A 15,114-nucleotide genomic window follows, 5' to 3' on the forward strand; every position below is an offset into this window, starting at 1 on the left:
TTTTTTATGCCTGAAATTTGCCGTTAAGTGCGGTTAAATGGCGTATCATTTATAAGGTTTTTTCTTATGGATACTACGCACAGGAGATGCCATGAGTTGGCAGCAATTTAAATCTCAATACCTGGTGCGCTTTTGGGCGCCACTGCCGGCGGTGATTGCCGCCGGGATACTCTCGACTTACTACTTCGGCATGACCGGCACCTTCTGGGCGGTCACCGGCGAATTTACCCGTTGGGGTGGCCACCTGTTGCAGGCGTTCGGCCTGCACCCTGAGCAATGGGGTTATTTTAAGGTTATCGGCCTTGAGGGTACGCCGCTGCAACGCATCGACGGCCGGATGATCATCGGTATGTTCGCCGGCTGCATCGCCGCCGCGCTGTGGGCCAACAACATCAAGCTACGCCGGCCGCAGCATCGTATTCGTATTGTGCAGGCACTGTTGGGCGGCATTATCGCCGGCTTTGGCGCGCGGCTGGCAATGGGGTGTAACCTGGCGGCATTTTTTACCGGCATTCCGCAGTTCTCGCTTCACGCCTGGTTCTTCGCGCTGGCGACCGCCGCCGGCTCTTACTTTGGTGCCAAATTTACCCTGTTGCCGCTGTTCCGTATCCCGGTGAAATTGCAAAAAGTGCAGGCGGCCGCGCCGCTGACGCAAAAACCAGACCAGGCGCGCCGCCGTTTCCGGCTGGGCATGGTGATTTTCTGCCTGTCGCTTGCCTGGTCGCTCTGGACGCTGTTTGATGCACCGACGCTGGGTATCGCCATGCTGTTTGGCATCGGCTTTGGCCTGCTGATCGAACGCGCGCAGATCTGCTTCACCTCGGCGTTCCGCGATTTGTGGATCACCGGCCGCACCCACATGGCGAAAGCGATCATTATCGGTATGGCGGTCAGCGCCATCGGCATTTTCAGTTACGTGCAGCTCGGCGTCGCACCTAAAATCATGTGGGCCGGTCCCAATGCGGTGATTGGCGGGCTGTTGTTCGGTTTCGGCATTGTACTGGCCGGCGGCTGCGAAACCGGCTGGATGTACCGCGCGGTAGAAGGGCAGGTGCATTATTGGTGGGTCGGGCTGGGCAATATCATCGGTGCCACGCTGCTGGCTTACTACTGGGATGATTTGGCCCCTGCGTTGGCCACCGATTACGACAAGGTCAACCTGCTGAATACCTTTGGGCCGATCGGTGGCCTGCTGGTCACTTACCTGCTGCTGGCGCTGGCGTTTCTCGCCATGCTGTGGTGGGAGAAACGCTTTTTCCGCGCCAGGCCGGACGCGCAGGTGGTTAATTTAAGGAGAGTGTCATGAAACAGGCGGCGATAGTGCCGGATTACCGGCTGGACATGCTCGGCGAGCCTTGTCCCTACCCGGCGGTGGCGACGCTGGAAGCGATGCCGCAGTTGAAACCGGGGGAAATTCTGGAGGTGATCAGCGATTGCCCGCAGTCGATCAATAATATCCCGCTCGACGCGCGCAATCACGGTTACAAGGTGCTGGATATCCAGCAGGACGGCCCGACCATCCGCTACCTTATCCAACGCTGACGCCAGGGCGGCTCGTGCTGCCCAAGGTTACCCTGCGACGCCGGTCAACTGATGCAGGCGGCGTTCACTCTGCTCATCTGCCGGCACGTACACCAGCATCCGGTCGCCGTTGCGCGGCGCCGACCACCAGTTATTTTGCCTCAGGCTCATCACCCCCACCAAAGGATGACGAAAGCGTTTGACGTTGTTGTCGATGCTGCGTACTTCATGCCGTTCCCAGATAGTGCGGAAATCCTCGGAAACCGCCATATAGCGCGCCAGTTGCGCCTCCCAGATCGGTTCGCCCAAATGCTCCGCCATCTGCGCGCGGAACAGCGCCACCATTTTCGGCATGACCTCATCCCAGTCCAGCTGGCTGGCACGCCAGGGTTCGTGGGTGAACGCCAAATAGATACAGTTGCGATCTTCCGGCGGCAGTTCGGCCAGCTCGACGCCCATCAGCAGGCAATAGGCCCGGTTGAACCCCAGAATATCGAAGCGTGCGTTGGAAATGATCGCCGGCAGCGGGCCGAGCTGATCAAGAATTTTTTGCCCGTACGCCGATAGCTGCTCGCAGCCGCCGCTTTGCGCGGCCGCCGGCAAGCTTTGCCCCGCCAGCCTGAACAGGTGGTGAGTTTCCGCTTCGTTGCATTGCAGCGCATTGGCGATTGCGCTCAGCGTTTTCGGTGAGGCTTGAATCGGCCGCCCCTGTTCCAGCCAGGTGTACCAGGTGATGCCAACGTCGGCCAACTGCGCCACTTCTTCACGGCGCAGGCCGGGTGTGCGCCGTTGACGCATGCGCGCAAGCCCCAGCCGGTTGGGGTCCAGGCTCTCGCGGCGCGTGCGCAGAAAAGCGCCCAACAGCTTGCGGTTATCGGCGTGAAGGGTAGCGGTAATGCGGGTAGTTACGGGCATGAATAATTTCCTCCTGCAACGAGACCGGTAGTTTTTATACCATGATAATCAAGAACTGGTACCCGTTTACTTTAAAGGTGATGCTAATCACATTCCTGGGTTAACACAATGGATGAGAACAATGAGCGCACCATCAACGGCGGCCGGGCTGGGCCGCGCGGGGTTGATTATTTTGTTGGCGGGGCAGTTGCTGCCGATGATCGATTTTTCCATCGTCAATGTCGGGCTGGACGCGATAGCACAGTCGCTGGGGGCCAGCCCGGCACAGCTGGAATTGATCGTGGCGGTCTATGGCGTGGCGTTCGCTGTCTGTCTGGCGATGGGCGGCCGCCTGGGGGATAACCTGGGGCGGCGCAACCTGTTCCTGTGGGGCGTGCGAATATTTGCCGTGGCTTCATTGATGTGCGGGTTGGCGAACTCCGTCTGGTTGTTACTGGTAGCTCGGGTACTGCAGGGGGTTGGCGCGGCGTTTATCGTGCCGCAAATCCTGGCCACCATACACGTGTGCCTGCGGGGCCGCGAACATACCAAGGCATTGGGAATGTACGGCGCTATCGGTGGGCTGGCGTTTATCGTCGGCCAGGTGCTGGGCGGGCTGTTGATCACCCTGGATATTGCCGGCAGCGGCTGGCGCAGCGTATTCCTGATTAATATTCCGGTGTGCTTGTTGGTGCTGGCTTGCGCCCATCGCTGGGTGCCGAATACCCGTGGGGAGAAGCGGGTGAATGTCGATCTCCCGGGCACGCTGTTGCTTGGATTGACCATCGCCTGCCTGCTGTTCCCGCTGGCATTGGGGCCGGTATGGCATTGGCCGTGGCCTTGCCTGGTGCTGTTGGCGGCCAGCATGCCGCTGTCGTGGCTACTGTGGCGGGTCGAACGGCGGCAGGAGCAACGGCGTAATTTCCCGCTGTTGCCGCCCGCGCTGCTGCGCTTGACGAGCGTACGCTTCGGGCTGGTGATCGCCATCCTGTTCTTCTCCTGCTGGAGCGGTTTTATGTTTGTGATGGCGCTGACGCTGCAGTCCGGCGCGGGGTTGAGCTCATTCCAGTCAGGCAATGCGTTTATCGCGCTCGGGGCGGCCTATTTTATTTCGTCGCTGCTGAGCAGCACGGTGGTGGAACACTTCGGCAAGGTGCGGACGCTGATGTTTGGTTGCCTGATCCAGATGGTGGGCCTACTGGCGCTGATGTTGACGCTGAAACTGGTTTGGCCGCATCCGGGGGTGTGGAATTTGATCCCGGCGACGGTGTTGATTGGCTTCGGGCAGGCGTTTATCGTCAGCAGCTTCTTCCGCATCGGCCTGTCTGACGTACCGGCCGAGCACGCCGGCTCAGGCAGTGCCATGCTGGCTACGGTGCAACAGACGGCGTTGGGGCTGGGGCCGATCCTGTTGGGCACGCTGCTGGTGCAGATGCTGCATTTGGCCCCCGGCAATTACCTTAATGCGGTGCTGGTGGCGGTGGCGGCCGAATTTTGCCTGATGCTGGTGTTGCTGAGCCGCACGCTGCTGTTTCTGCGGGCCGATCGCCGCCGGCAGACACGGGAGGCGGTAAAACAGGCCTGACGGCCCGGTTAAACGTGGGGGAAGCCTTTTCCCCCATCCTTCATTTAGCCTTTCACCACATCGCCTTTCACTCCGGCGACAATCTCAAACGAATGCAGCCGCGCCTGATGATCGAAGATCTGGCCGTTGACCATGATTTCATCCGCGCCGGTTTCACGCAGCAGCGCCTGCAACCCGTGGCGTACGGTGCCTTCATTACCGACTATCGACATGCGCAGCGCCTGATCGACACCGTATTGCTCTCCGGCGGTCCACAGCGCGTGGATATTGTCCACCGGCGGCGGCAATGGGCCCGGCGAACCGCGGCGCAGGTTAATGAATTGCTGCTGCATTGAGGTGAACAGCCGGCGGGCCTCTTCGTCGCTGTCGGCGGCTACCACGTTGACGCACACCATGGCATGCGGCTGTGCGCATTGTTCGGAAGGTTTGAAGTTCTCGCGATACAGCTTCAGTGCCTGGAACAGCATGTCCGGCGCGAAGTGGGAGGCGAAGGCGAACGGCAGGCCGAGCTGTGCCGCCAGTTGTGCGCTGTACAGGCTCGAGCCCAGCAGCCAAATCGGCACATGCAAGCCCTGGCCCGGCACGGCCTGTACCGGTTGACCCGGTTGCGCATCGCAGAAATAATGCTGCAGCTCCTGTACGTCACGCGGGAAGTTATCCACTTCGCCGGACAGGTGGCGGCGAAGCGCCATCATGGTGCGTTGATCGGTGCCGGGCGCACGGCCAAGGCCCAGATCGATACGCCCCGGATACAGCGACTCCAGGGTACCGAACTGTTCGGCAATCACCAGCGGCGCATGGTTGGGCAGCATCACGCCGCCGGAGCCGAGGCGGATACTTTGGGTGCCGGCGGCCAAAAAGCCCAGCAGCACCGAGGTGGCCGCACTGCCGATCCCGGTCATATTGTGATGTTCCGCCAACCAATAGCGCTGATAGCCCCACTTTTCGGCATGCTGTGCTAAATCTAAAGAGGCGTGAAACGCATCGCGCGGTTTTGCCCCTTGCGGGATGGGGGATAAATCCAGTACCGAAAGCGGTACCACGGTTTTTTCAGTCATGACATCGTCCATCAGAGGAGTGATCGCTTAAAGGGCGATTGCAGGAGTCTGCAAACTACAAAGTCAAATGTGCTTTAGCATTAAAAGCATAATCCAATTTAGGGATATAAAAGAGGATATATGTGCTTGTGATATCCTTATGAGAAGAATGGCCTTTTTAGAGTGTATTAAAATATGGACGTGATAATCCCCACCTGCCGCTTACCGCTCCGGGAGCCTGAATAATGAAAAAAAAGACGCTGTTTACCCTGTTGTTGATGGTGGTGGCGATCGCTCTGGCGATATTGTTCCGCGCGCATAATCAGGATCTGCTGTTGCAGGGCGAGGTGGATGCGCCGGAAGTGATAGTGGCCTCGAAAGCCAAGGGGCGGGTGATCGAACGCCTGGTGGAGCGCGGCGACGACGTAAAGGGCGGGCAGGCGATGATTCAGCTCGACAGCCCGGAACTGATGGCGCAGCTGCGTTCCGCGCAGGCGACGCGCGATGAGGCCAAAGCGCAGCTTGATCAGTCGCTGCATGGCACGCGTGAAGAGAGCATCCGCAATCTGCGCGCCAGCCTGGCGCAGGCCGAGGCGGAATACCGCAATGCGCAGAATGATTACAATCGCAACCTGAGCGTAGCCGGGAAAGGCTATATCTCGAAATCCGAACTGGACAGCTCGCGCCGTTCGCGCGATACCGCTTTCCAGCAGGTGCAGGCCGCCAAGGCCAATCTGGACGAAGGCGTCAACGGCGACCGTATCGAACTGCGGCAGCAATACGCCGCGGCGCTGCGGGCGGCGGAAGAGAATCTGCTGGAAGTGAAGGCCCAGACCGACGATCTGCGCGTTTTAGCGCCGGTGGACGGCGAAGTGGGGCCGATCCCCGCGGAAGTGGGTGAACTGCTGAATGCCGGGAGCCCACTGGTGACGCTGATCCGCGTACCGGACGCCTACTTCGTGTTTAATCTGCGCGAAGACATTCTGGCCCATGTGCGCAAAGGCGATAAGATCCAAATGCGGGTGCCGGCGCTGCAGAACAAAATGATCGAGGCAGAGGTGCGCTACATCGCGCCGCTGGGCGATTACGCCACCAAGCGCGCTACCCGCGCCACCGGTGATTTCGATCTGAAAACCTTTGAAGTGCGTCTGTATCCGTCACAGCCGGTGAACGGTTTGCGTCCGGGGATGAGCAGCCTATGGCTATGGAAAGAGTAAAGGCCGGTTGGCGCTGCTTCAGCCACGCGTTTGACAACGAGTGCCGCATCGCCTTTCGCAGCCCGGTGGTGCACTGGCTGTGTTGGATCTTCCCGCTGATGCTGTTTGGCCTGATCAGCAGCAACTTTTCGGAAGGCACCTTGCTCGATCTGCCGGTCTCGGTGGTGGACAGCGATCACAGCTCGTTGTCCAAATCGTTGATCCGCAGGCTGGATGCCGGCTCCCACGCCCACGTCGAAGCCTACGATGGCGGGCTGGATGAATCGCTGCACCGCCTGCGCAGCGCGCAGGATTATGCGTTGCTGTACGTGCCGCCGGATTTCGAAGCCAATGCGCTGGCGGGCAAGCAGCCGAGCGTGGTGATGTATTACAACGCGCTGTTTTACGGCGCCGGGCTGTATTCCACTCAGGATTTCAGCGGCCTGATGACCGAAATCAACGCCGGCACCCGCAGCATTATCGCCGGCGAGATGGGCAAAACGTTGCCGCCGTTGGCGGACGTCACGTTGTTGTACGGCAGTTTGTTCAACGCCAGCGGCAGCTATATTTACTACCAGCAGTTCGCGGCCACCATCCACCTGCTGCAGCTGTTTGTGGTGACCTGCATGATCTATGTGCTGGCGCGCAGCAAGTCGCTGTTGAAGGCCAGGCCGTTCAGCCTGGCGTTGCTTGGCAAACTGGCGCCTTACACCCTGTGCTTCACCAGCCTGCTGATGGTGGAGATTGCGGCGCTGGTGGGCATTTTTGACGCCCGCGTCAGCGGCAATCCCTTGTTTATGCTGATGATCGGCTTTTTCTACGTGATGGCAGCGCAGAGCGTCGGCCTGCTGCTGTTCACCTTTACCGGCAGCACCATCACCGCCTACAGCTTGATCGGCATCCTCGTGAGTATCGCGCTGACCTTCTCGGGCATGGCGGTGCCGGAGCTGTCGATGCCGCTGCCGGCGCGGATTATCTCCAATATCGAACCGCTGACCCATGCGCTGTATGCCATGTTCGACGTGTTCCTGCGACAGGTGCCGGCCAGCGCCATCTTCAGCGTCTGTGCGCTGCTGGCGGTCTATCCGCTGGTTACCGCGCTGCTGGTGCGTAACCGGCTGTTGCAGCGGTTGCTGAAGGAAGGGGGCGCGGGATGAAGATCTATTGGCAAACCTTTGTCCGGGTGCTGCTTGGCATGCTGGAACGGCCGATGTGGCTGATGCTGATCCTGTCGTTGTGCATCATGAGTATGGTGTATGCCAACCGTACGGTGTGGGATCTGCCGGTGGGCGTGGTCGATCAGGACCACAGCACCGCCAGCCGCCAGTTGATCCGCCAACTGGACGCCACCTCGAAAATCGCGATCCAGACCTACGACAGCCAGGAGCAGGCTCAGCGCGACCTTGGCTGGCGCAAGCTGTTTGCGGTGATCATCATGCCGGTGGATCTGGAGAAGAAGATCCTGAGCGGGCAGAATATCGTGGTGCCGGTGTACGGCGACGCGACCAATCGTTTGGCCAACGGCCAGATCCAACAGGATGTCGTGGCGGCTTACCAACAGCTGTTGGGGCAGTACAACACCGGGCTGCTGCTGCGCAGCGGTTTCAGCGAACGCCAGGCACAGGTGATCCTGACGCCGATCGTGGGGCAGACGCTGGACGTGTTCAACCCCGGCATCAGCTTTGCGGCAATCATCTTCCCCGGCCTGCTGGTCATGCTGTTGCAGCACTCGTTGTTGATCGCCTGCATACGCGTCAGCATCGCCATGAAGAGTACGCCGGGCGGTAAGGCACCGTTGGCGGCGCATCTGGGCGGGCTGACGGCGCTGTTGCCGATCTGGTTATTCCTGTCGATCGTGCTGTTTGTGCTGTGGCCGTGGGTGCTGGGTTACCGCCAGACGGCGGGCATTCCGGAAATTCTGCTGCTGACCTTCCCGTTCCTGCTGGCGGTGCTGGGGTTGGGCAAGTTGGTGACCGAGTGCCTGCGCAGCGTCGAGATGATCTACCTGACGCTGGCGTTTATCACCACGCCGATATTCTACCTCTCCGGCACCATCTGGCCGCTGCAGGCGATGCCGGGCTGGGTGCGGGCCATTTCCTATTGCATCCCCTCCACCTGGGCTACCAAGGCGATAGCCGGAGTTAACCAGATGGGCTTGTCGCTTAACGAAGTATGGGGCGACGTGGTGATGCTGCTGGTACTGGGGATTATCTACACCTTGCTGGGTGTCGGCGTGGGCTTTCTACGCAACAGCGTGGCGCTGCGCAGCCTGTTTCGCAAGCGGAGTGCATAGCGTGTGGGGTTGCAGTATCGTCGCAATAGCAGAGCTTTTCGGTGAATTTGTATTTTTGCACATACGTAGCTTTTTATTTATTAAATATCAAATGGTTAGTTTTTTAAAATGACCTAATTGTTGGTGGAATTTTATAGCCTTAAAAAATACAATGAATTCAGTTAGATAGTTTTAGAGTGTTCCCCGCGTCAGCGGGGATAAACCGGTGTATTGATGAAGATAGCCGGCGAGTGCCGGCCTAATATAACCATTGACCTGCTTTGGCTGATTCAACGAGCATGTTAATGGTGATCGGTTCCAAGGGGTTTTTAGGTGAAGGGGATCCGAGATATTCTGGCGAAAAATACCTGTCTAGACTGAAATCATTGAATTCAACTTTCCAGTTGTGAAAAAAGTAAGTGAAGAGATCTCCAGCGTCTTCATACAGAACCTTCAAATCCTCCCTAATGTCTGTTTCTAAGGAGACGGGATTTACAGCACCCCAAAAAAGAAACTTTTTGCGGCTGTAATTTTTTTTGATGAAACTTAAAATTTCGCGTTCGATGTTCAAAAATATGTCCACGCTATTTTATGTTCAGGCCTAGCGATACGATTATAGATTTCTTTGACGTCGCGGCTGATAGCATGCACGGTGTAGGCTGCCATTGCGTAACCGATCCAGGGTACATTTCTCCCTACCGCCGTCCTCACCTTGTTGGTGAAACTTACATGCAGATCTTTAAGTGATCGACCCACCAGGGTTGGAATGACAACCCCAGACGGCAGGCGAACGTCTGGAAGAAGTTTTCGGGATATCACTGATGCCACAGACGTTCCTTTCGTGGCACCAATAGGCTTCCTTCGTGTAGGGAGCACAGGGTATCCTGACAAAATCATAGCTGATGAAGATATTTCTAAACCTGCATGTTGGCTGAATGCATAGACCCAACCGAGCCAAAACAGCTGCTGTGGGTTCAAGTTGCTATAACCCTTATAGAAATACGCTCCGTTCAGTTCCTCAACCGTATCCATAACTTTTCCTTGTCCATTTAGTTGCTGCCCAATATATCAACTGGACCGAAAATTTCTATGTCAGGTACTGACTTAGGAAAATTGCCCGGTTTTCATTTTGAGGTGTCTTGCGGGATGCTGCAGCTTTGGTTCGAGAAAAAAAAAGTTATGCCCGGCGGTGTAAAAGTTGGTTTCTGGGGAGGCAATTATTGAAAATTCCTTTCGAATCTTTTCCGAGCATCCCCGAAAAAATTGATAGGTGTTTGATTATTTTGACGTGTTTTCGCATGCTTTCTTGGGCGTGCTTTAATTGATTTTTGATTTAACTTCATGATATTTAATGAATTAAATAATATAGTGCGGGAACGGGAATCGCATGCAGTCTTTTTATTTTTTATATGATTCAATTGGTTATCTCGATAATTCCGAAATTCTCCAAATTCCCATATCCGGTCTTTTTCTAAAACATCATGCTGACGACCATTTTTGATAACTCATTTTTTCTTTTTATACCGCACTTCTTCTGCCAGCATCCAGCATAGAGAAGTGATTACCTATGGCATGCATTGCGCCAACCACCAATTTGTATGCGCCGTAGATTGCGCAAACATCCCAAACCCAAGACCACATAGCTAACGCCCTCGGTGATTTTATATGCTTAATATCACATATTTTGCTTCTCTTTCATTAAGGTATTTCTCAGTCATCTTTTCTGACTTATGCCGTGTTCCCCGCGCTAGCGGAGATGGACCGTAGGCTCAAAGAAACCGATAGCATTTCTCTCCACCTGGCCACCACGGAGATCGCCAGCGTCAACCGTTACTTAACGAAGTGTGGGGCAGTATTACCCCCCAGCAGGGCGGTGACGTGGGCTTTCTGCGCAACTTGTTCCGTAAACGGCGAGCCCTGATTGAGCAAGGCGCCGCATATGGCGCTTGTATTTTTTATTAGCCGTTATTTTTAAATAAAAAATTAAAATAAACACGTTATTATTATTTTTTCTTGATTTTTTATTTTTTATTATTTATCGGTAGATATTGTTTTATTGGCCGGTTGATGGTTTTTATGACGGGTTGATTTACGGTCGCATTAGTCGAATAAATAAAACACTCTATTAAAGGGAACATTACTATGTCAACGATAAGGGAATTGACGTTAGACGAGATGAAGTTGATTGGCGGTTGCGGGGATGAAAATAACGGCGGTGACCGTGACAGAACCAGCCGCGGTGCGCCTGACACCTGCGCAAACAAAACAGGCGCCTACATGATTGTTGGGGCATTTACGGGTATGCCTGGCGGCCTGCCAGGGATACTTGGTATGGCTTTCGCTGGCGGCTTAACTGGAGTTGTTGGTTGTGATAGAAATAGTCAGTCAAAGAATAACAGTGACAATAAAGGCGCATTGGATGGTAATAGAAATGCTAATAGCGTAAATGGTCAGTGCCGCTGGTAATCGCTCATTTATATTATTTTTTTAAGTTTTAAGAATAGGTGCTGACTATGGGGCCAGGTAAGTTCGCCAAGTCTATTGCTACTTTTATCGGGCTGATAACGACCATGCAGTTGCTTTATCACCCGGTATTACTCGCAGGTTCCCCAAGAGAACATGTAGCGAATGCGGCTATTGCTGTTTTTATGGGGTTGGGCGTCAGAAGTTTTGGCTTGATGTGCGTGCGTTTTTATCATTGGTACAACGGAAAGTAATGCGATTTAACGTGAAAAAATAAGATGCCGGCAGCGGAAAAGTTACCGGCATCCCTTCGCGTTATCCCGCTACTGCACCAGCTCCAACCCCGCTACCCGGCGCCAGTAACCGTTGCAGTCGGCTTTATCGGCCAAAACCAGCGGTTGCGTACCCTGTTCGTTGGCGCGGAAGCTGTCGATCAGCGCCAGCGTTTCTGCGCTTTGCGGCGAAAGGCGCACGATATCCACCAGCCCCTGCATGTTTTGCAACTCATTGCCGAGGTTATAGCAGTAGCCGCTCATCGTCTGGATGCCGTTGAGCACAAACACCTGTTGTTCTTCCTGCGAACGCATCATCCGCCCCTGCGGGTAGCGGATGCAGCAAGTTTCGCATTCGTCCTTGCCACGGTTCTCCGAGCGAGCGGTGAAGCAGCGTGCCGAATAGGCCAGCGGCAGATGGCCGTAGCTCAAGACTTCCACTTCGAACTGATGGCGGAAACCCAGCTCGTCGCATTGCGCCAGCAGATTGGCCAGCCAGTCCCGCGAAAGCTCGACCGGCATGCACCAGCGGACCATGCCCTGGCGGTGCAGCAGGCGCAGGGTATAGGCGTTGTAGCAGTTCAACGCATGCCCGGCGACGAACGGCAGGCCGCGCTCCGCCGCCATGTTCACCGTGCCCAGATCGTTGGCTTCAATCAGAAACTCGCCGTTCTCCACATAGCGTTTCAGTTCGTTCAGCTCCGACGGCGCTTGCAGCAACGCCAGAGTGGAAATCACCACCTGCTTGCCGCTGCGGGCGATCTCCTGCGCCAGCGTCAGCCAGTCGCCCACCTTCATCTCGCGCCGCTTGGTGCAGACGCTCTCGCCGAGGTAAATAATCTCCGCGCTGCTGCTCACCGCCTGCCGGTAGAACTCCTCAATCTCGGTTTTCGGCCAGTAGTACAGCACCGAGCCTAATGCGTATTTCATGGTCTCTCCTGCTACTGCCATTTACGGTGATAGGCGCCGAGCGTGGTTTGCGTGCCTTCGGACATCGCGCCGAGGGCTTCCATCCAATCTGCGTCGGCCCGGTAGGTGGCCGGATCGGCCTGGCAGCGGTCTATCGCCTGGCGCCAGATGCGCGCCACCTGGCTGACATACGCCGGGCTGCGCTGGCGCCCTTCGATCTTCACCGAAGCGATATTGGCGGCCAGCAATTCCGGCAACAGCTCCAGCGTGTTGAGGCTGGTGGGTTCTTCCAGCGCGTGATAACGCACGTCGTCTACCCGATAACGCCCTTTGCACAGCGTCGGATAACTGGCGTTTTCATCGTCCCGATAACGGTCGATCAGCACGTCGTTCAGGCGCGATTCCATGCCCTGTGCGGTTTGCTGCCAGCGAACGAAGCGCGCCGGGGAGCAGGCGCCAACGGTATTCGGCGATTCGCCGGTCAGATAGGAAGAGAGGTAACAGCGCCCTTCGGCCATGATGCACAGGCTGCCGAACGCGAACACCTCCAGCGGCACCGGGCTGGTGCGCGCCAGCTGTTTGACCTGATGCATCGACAGCACGCGCGGCAGCACGACCCGGCTGACGTCGAAATGGCGCTGATAGAAACGGATCGCCTCTTCGTTGGTGGCGGAAGCCTGCACCGAGACATGGCGTTCCAGCTGCGGATAACGTTCGGCTGCGTATTCCAGCATCGCCAAATCGGCCAGGATCAGCACATCCGCACCCAGCTGCGCCGCCATGTCCACCGCCCGTTGCCAGCGGCCATAGCCGTCCGGGTGGGCGAAGGTATTGATGGCGATATGCAGTTTGCGGCGGTGCCGGTGCACGTACTCGACCGCTTCCTGCAGCTTTTTCTCGGTGAAGTTGAGGCCGGCAAAGTGGCGCGCGTTGGTATCGTCTTTCAGGCCGATGTACACGGCGTCTGCGCCGTTATCCACCGCGGCTTTCAGGGCCGGAAGGTTACCGGCGGGACAAAGCAGCTCCATAGATTTATCCTGGTTAACAAGGGTTGCCGGTGGCGGTATTCAACCGGCAAGCGCCCATCGGGGAAGCAATTTTAGTGAAAGCGCGGCGAACAGGTTTTGATTTGGGGCAGCTTCTGGCGTATTGATAAAGCTGGCGGTGAAATGCACTATTTGTTGATATAGACCGCTTCAGGTGCGCGCCGATATGGCAAAATAGCGCTAATCTGTGTTGAAAGGAGTGAACGACAGTGTTGGAACAACTACGAGCACGCATTGTGCGCCAAGGGCCGTCGCTGCTGCGCGTACCGCTAAAATTCACGCCGTTTGCCTTGCAGCGGCAGCTTCTGGAACAGGTGCTGGGCTGGCAATTCCGCCAGGCGCTGGCGGATGGCGATTTGGCTTTTCTCGAATCGCGCTGGTTGAAGATCGAAGTTCGCGATCTGGCGCTACACTGGTTTATGACGGTAGAAAACGACAAACTGGTTGTCAGCCACCACGCCGAAGCTGATGTCAGCTTCAGCGGCGACGCCAACGATCTGATTCTGATCGCAGCGCGTAAGCAAGATCCCGATACGCTGTTCTTTCAGCGTCGGCTGCAGATTGAAGGGGACACCGAATTGGGCCTGTATGTAAAAAATCTGATGGACGCCATCGAGCTGGAAGCCATGCCTGCGCCGTTGCGTATTGGCCTGTTGCAACTGGCCGAGTTTGTGGAAGCAGGATTGCAGGAGGGCACGGTGCAGACTTCCCGTGTTCCGGTAGCATGCTGATCCGCGTAGAAATTCCGGTAGATGCGGCGGGGATCGATGCCTTGCTGCGCCGCGCCTTCGGGCGTGATGACGAGGCCGATCTGGTGCAACAACTGCGCGAAGACGGCCTGCTGACTCTGGGCATTGTCGCTACCGACGACGAAGGGGGCGTGGTGGGGTACGCCGCGTTCAGTCCGGTCGATGTTGCCGGAGAAGACCGGCAGTGGGTCGGCCTGGCACCGCTGGCGGTGGATGAAAGCCTGCGTCGCCAGGGGTTGGGCGAAAAGCTGATTTACGAAGGGCTGGATTCCCTGAACGAGTTCAGTTACGCGGCAGTGGTGGTGCTGGGCGATCCGGCTTACTACGGCCGCTTCGGCTTTAAACCGGCCGCCGCCTATGGCCTGCGTTGCCGCTGGCCGGGTGCCGAAGCCGCGTTCCAGGTCTATCCGCTGGCGGAAGACGCTCTGAACGACGTCAGCGGGGCGGTTGAATACTCCGAGCCGTTTAACCGGTTTTAACCTCAGCGCTCGGCAGTAAATAATCCAATGAGGGCGGCGGGTGACTCACCAGCCGCTCTTTTTGTATTTTGCTCAGTTGCTTTACCCGATATTCCAGCCTCAGCGCCGTCGAACGATCTCCCACCCGGCAGTGAAACGCCAGAGTCAGTTCCCCCTTTCCTCGTAACGCCTTGGCGCCTTTGCCCGCCTGATGCTGCGCCAGCCGCCGTATTACGTCGGTGGTGATGCCGGTATACAGCATGCCGTTCGGCAAACGCAGCATGTAGAGGTGCCAGGTTGGAATGTCCATCATTGGGTCCCTGTAGAGAGTTGAGCGTTACTATAGGCAACGTCAGGCAGTCGCTGAACCCTTTTTTTTCGACATGCTTTAACTCATTGATTTTAAATATGCTGAATAGGCGGGCTTAAAAAAGCCTTTTTGGCGGAATCGTAGTGTTACTCTTCAATAATCAGCGGATTAGCGCTAATCTTCAACGGTGCACTGCCGTATAGGCAGCTTAGAAAATATTCCCCATTCCCCACAGAGATACCCCATGTTCACTGCTTTGCCGGTGGAATCTGATGTTCTGTCCATTAAAAACAATCTTTCTGAGATCGCCGACTCAGGCGAGGTAGCACAAACAGAATCGCAGAAAAATCTGGGGGTTGGGGGATCTGGCAACTAAGAATACGCTAACGGCGGAGGATACAA

18 protein-coding genes are annotated in these 15,114 nt (G+C 56.5%); 11 read left to right on the forward strand and 7 right to left on the reverse strand.

The window, feature by feature from the left end:
* Positions 1–91 precede the first annotated feature (91 nt).
* Both yedE and yedF read left to right on the forward strand, forming a co-directional pair.
* Positions 92–1,306 carry a selenium metabolism membrane protein YedE/FdhT gene (gene yedE, locus V2S86_RS16110; protein ID WP_330763274.1) on the forward strand — a complete coding sequence of 405 codons (1,215 nt, stop codon included), beginning with the start codon at positions 92–94 and terminating at the stop codon, positions 1,304–1,306.
* Complete coding sequence (gene yedF, locus V2S86_RS16115) at positions 1,303–1,542, forward strand: sulfurtransferase-like selenium metabolism protein YedF (RefSeq protein ID WP_004952879.1); 240 nt, start codon at positions 1,303–1,305, stop codon at positions 1,540–1,542. Before yedE ends, yedF begins: the two co-directional genes overlap by 4 nt.
* Before the next feature lie 27 nt (positions 1,543–1,569).
* On the opposite strand, the gene V2S86_RS16120 is transcribed toward yedF, so the two are convergent.
* Complete coding sequence (locus V2S86_RS16120) at positions 1,570–2,436, reverse strand: helix-turn-helix transcriptional regulator (protein WP_330763275.1); 867 nt, start codon at positions 2,434–2,436, stop codon at positions 1,570–1,572.
* Between the two features lie 121 nt (positions 2,437–2,557).
* Here V2S86_RS16120 and V2S86_RS16125 point away from each other — a divergent pair, with 121 nt between their 5' ends.
* Positions 2,558–4,000 (forward strand): MFS transporter, encoded by a 1,443-nt coding sequence (locus V2S86_RS16125; protein ID WP_330763276.1) that lies wholly within the window; start codon positions 2,558–2,560, stop codon positions 3,998–4,000.
* Positions 4,001–4,044: 44 nt separating this feature from the next.
* Here the strand turns inward: V2S86_RS16125 and V2S86_RS16130 are convergent, their stop codons facing one another.
* A complete protein-coding gene (locus tag V2S86_RS16130; RefSeq protein ID WP_330763277.1) occupies positions 4,045–5,058 on the reverse strand; it encodes a luciferase-like monooxygenase in 1,014 nt (337 codons plus the stop codon).
* Between the two features lie 224 nt (positions 5,059–5,282).
* Between V2S86_RS16130 and V2S86_RS16135 the strand changes: the two genes are divergently transcribed.
* Genes V2S86_RS16135 through V2S86_RS16145 form a run of 3 tightly spaced genes read left to right on the forward strand, consistent with a single transcriptional unit; the run spans position 5,283 to position 8,526 of the window.
* Complete coding sequence (locus tag V2S86_RS16135; RefSeq protein ID WP_330763278.1) at positions 5,283–6,254, forward strand: HlyD family secretion protein; 972 nt, start codon at positions 5,283–5,285, stop codon at positions 6,252–6,254.
* Entirely contained in the window at positions 6,236–7,390 is a 1,155-nt protein-coding gene (locus tag V2S86_RS16140; protein ID WP_330763279.1) for an ABC transporter permease, read from the forward strand. The genes V2S86_RS16135 and V2S86_RS16140 overlap by 19 nt, the downstream gene beginning before the upstream one ends.
* A complete protein-coding gene (locus V2S86_RS16145; protein ID WP_330763280.1) occupies positions 7,387–8,526 on the forward strand; it encodes an ABC transporter permease in 1,140 nt (379 codons plus the stop codon). Before V2S86_RS16140 ends, V2S86_RS16145 begins: the two co-directional genes overlap by 4 nt.
* 238 nt (positions 8,527–8,764) lie before the next feature.
* Here the strand turns inward: V2S86_RS16145 and V2S86_RS16150 are convergent, their stop codons facing one another.
* Together V2S86_RS16150 and V2S86_RS16155 are read right to left on the reverse strand one after the other, a co-directional pair.
* Positions 8,765–9,076 carry a DUF1493 family protein gene (locus tag V2S86_RS16150; protein ID WP_330763281.1) on the reverse strand — a complete coding sequence of 104 codons (312 nt, stop codon included), beginning with the start codon at positions 9,074–9,076 and terminating at the stop codon, positions 8,765–8,767.
* Positions 9,073–9,537, reverse strand: coding sequence for an STM2901 family protein (locus tag V2S86_RS16155; protein ID WP_330763282.1), 465 nt, complete (start codon positions 9,535–9,537; stop codon positions 9,073–9,075). Before V2S86_RS16155 ends, V2S86_RS16150 begins: the two co-directional genes overlap by 4 nt.
* A 57-nt stretch (positions 9,538–9,594) precedes the next feature.
* On the opposite strand from V2S86_RS16155, the gene V2S86_RS16160 reads away from it, so the two are divergent.
* From V2S86_RS16160 to V2S86_RS16170, 3 genes are all read left to right on the forward strand, one after another.
* The gene (locus V2S86_RS16160) at positions 9,595–9,729 is read left to right on the forward strand and encodes a hypothetical protein (RefSeq protein WP_330763283.1); all 135 of its coding nucleotides are present in this window, start codon (positions 9,595–9,597) and stop codon (positions 9,727–9,729) included.
* Positions 9,730–10,647: 918 nt separating this feature from the next.
* The gene (locus tag V2S86_RS16165; RefSeq protein ID WP_330763284.1) at positions 10,648–10,971 is read left to right on the forward strand and encodes a hypothetical protein; all 324 of its coding nucleotides are present in this window, start codon (positions 10,648–10,650) and stop codon (positions 10,969–10,971) included.
* Between the two features lie 47 nt (positions 10,972–11,018).
* A complete protein-coding gene (locus V2S86_RS16170) occupies positions 11,019–11,222 on the forward strand; it encodes a hypothetical protein (protein ID WP_330763285.1) in 204 nt (67 codons plus the stop codon).
* A 69-nt stretch (positions 11,223–11,291) separates the two neighbouring features.
* Here the strand turns inward: V2S86_RS16170 and V2S86_RS16175 are convergent, their stop codons facing one another.
* Both V2S86_RS16175 and ubiU read right to left on the reverse strand, forming a co-directional pair.
* Positions 11,292–12,170 carry a U32 family peptidase gene (locus V2S86_RS16175; RefSeq protein WP_330763286.1) on the reverse strand — a complete coding sequence of 293 codons (879 nt, stop codon included), beginning with the start codon at positions 12,168–12,170 and terminating at the stop codon, positions 11,292–11,294.
* A gap of 11 nt (positions 12,171–12,181) precedes the next feature.
* A complete protein-coding gene (gene ubiU / locus V2S86_RS16180) occupies positions 12,182–13,177 on the reverse strand; it encodes a ubiquinone anaerobic biosynthesis protein UbiU (RefSeq protein ID WP_330763287.1) in 996 nt (331 codons plus the stop codon).
* 227 nt (positions 13,178–13,404) lie between these two features.
* Between ubiU and ubiT the strand changes: the two genes are divergently transcribed.
* Entirely contained in the window at positions 13,405–13,926 is a 522-nt protein-coding gene (ubiT, locus tag V2S86_RS16185; protein WP_004952907.1) for a ubiquinone anaerobic biosynthesis accessory factor UbiT, read from the forward strand.
* Positions 13,920–14,423 (forward strand): GNAT family N-acetyltransferase, encoded by a 504-nt coding sequence (locus tag V2S86_RS16190; protein WP_062869342.1) that lies wholly within the window; start codon positions 13,920–13,922, stop codon positions 14,421–14,423. Before ubiT ends, V2S86_RS16190 begins: the two co-directional genes overlap by 7 nt.
* Here the strand turns inward: V2S86_RS16190 and V2S86_RS16195 are convergent.
* Positions 14,410–14,712 (reverse strand): GIY-YIG nuclease family protein, encoded by a 303-nt coding sequence (locus V2S86_RS16195; protein ID WP_330763556.1) that lies wholly within the window; start codon positions 14,710–14,712, stop codon positions 14,410–14,412. The genes V2S86_RS16190 and V2S86_RS16195 overlap by 14 nt on opposite strands.
* Positions 14,713–15,114 lie beyond the last annotated feature (402 nt).

Origin of the sequence: Serratia sp. C2(1), from assembly GCF_036352655.1 — a bacterium.
Lineage (GTDB): Bacteria > Pseudomonadota > Gammaproteobacteria > Enterobacterales > Enterobacteriaceae > Serratia > Serratia inhibens.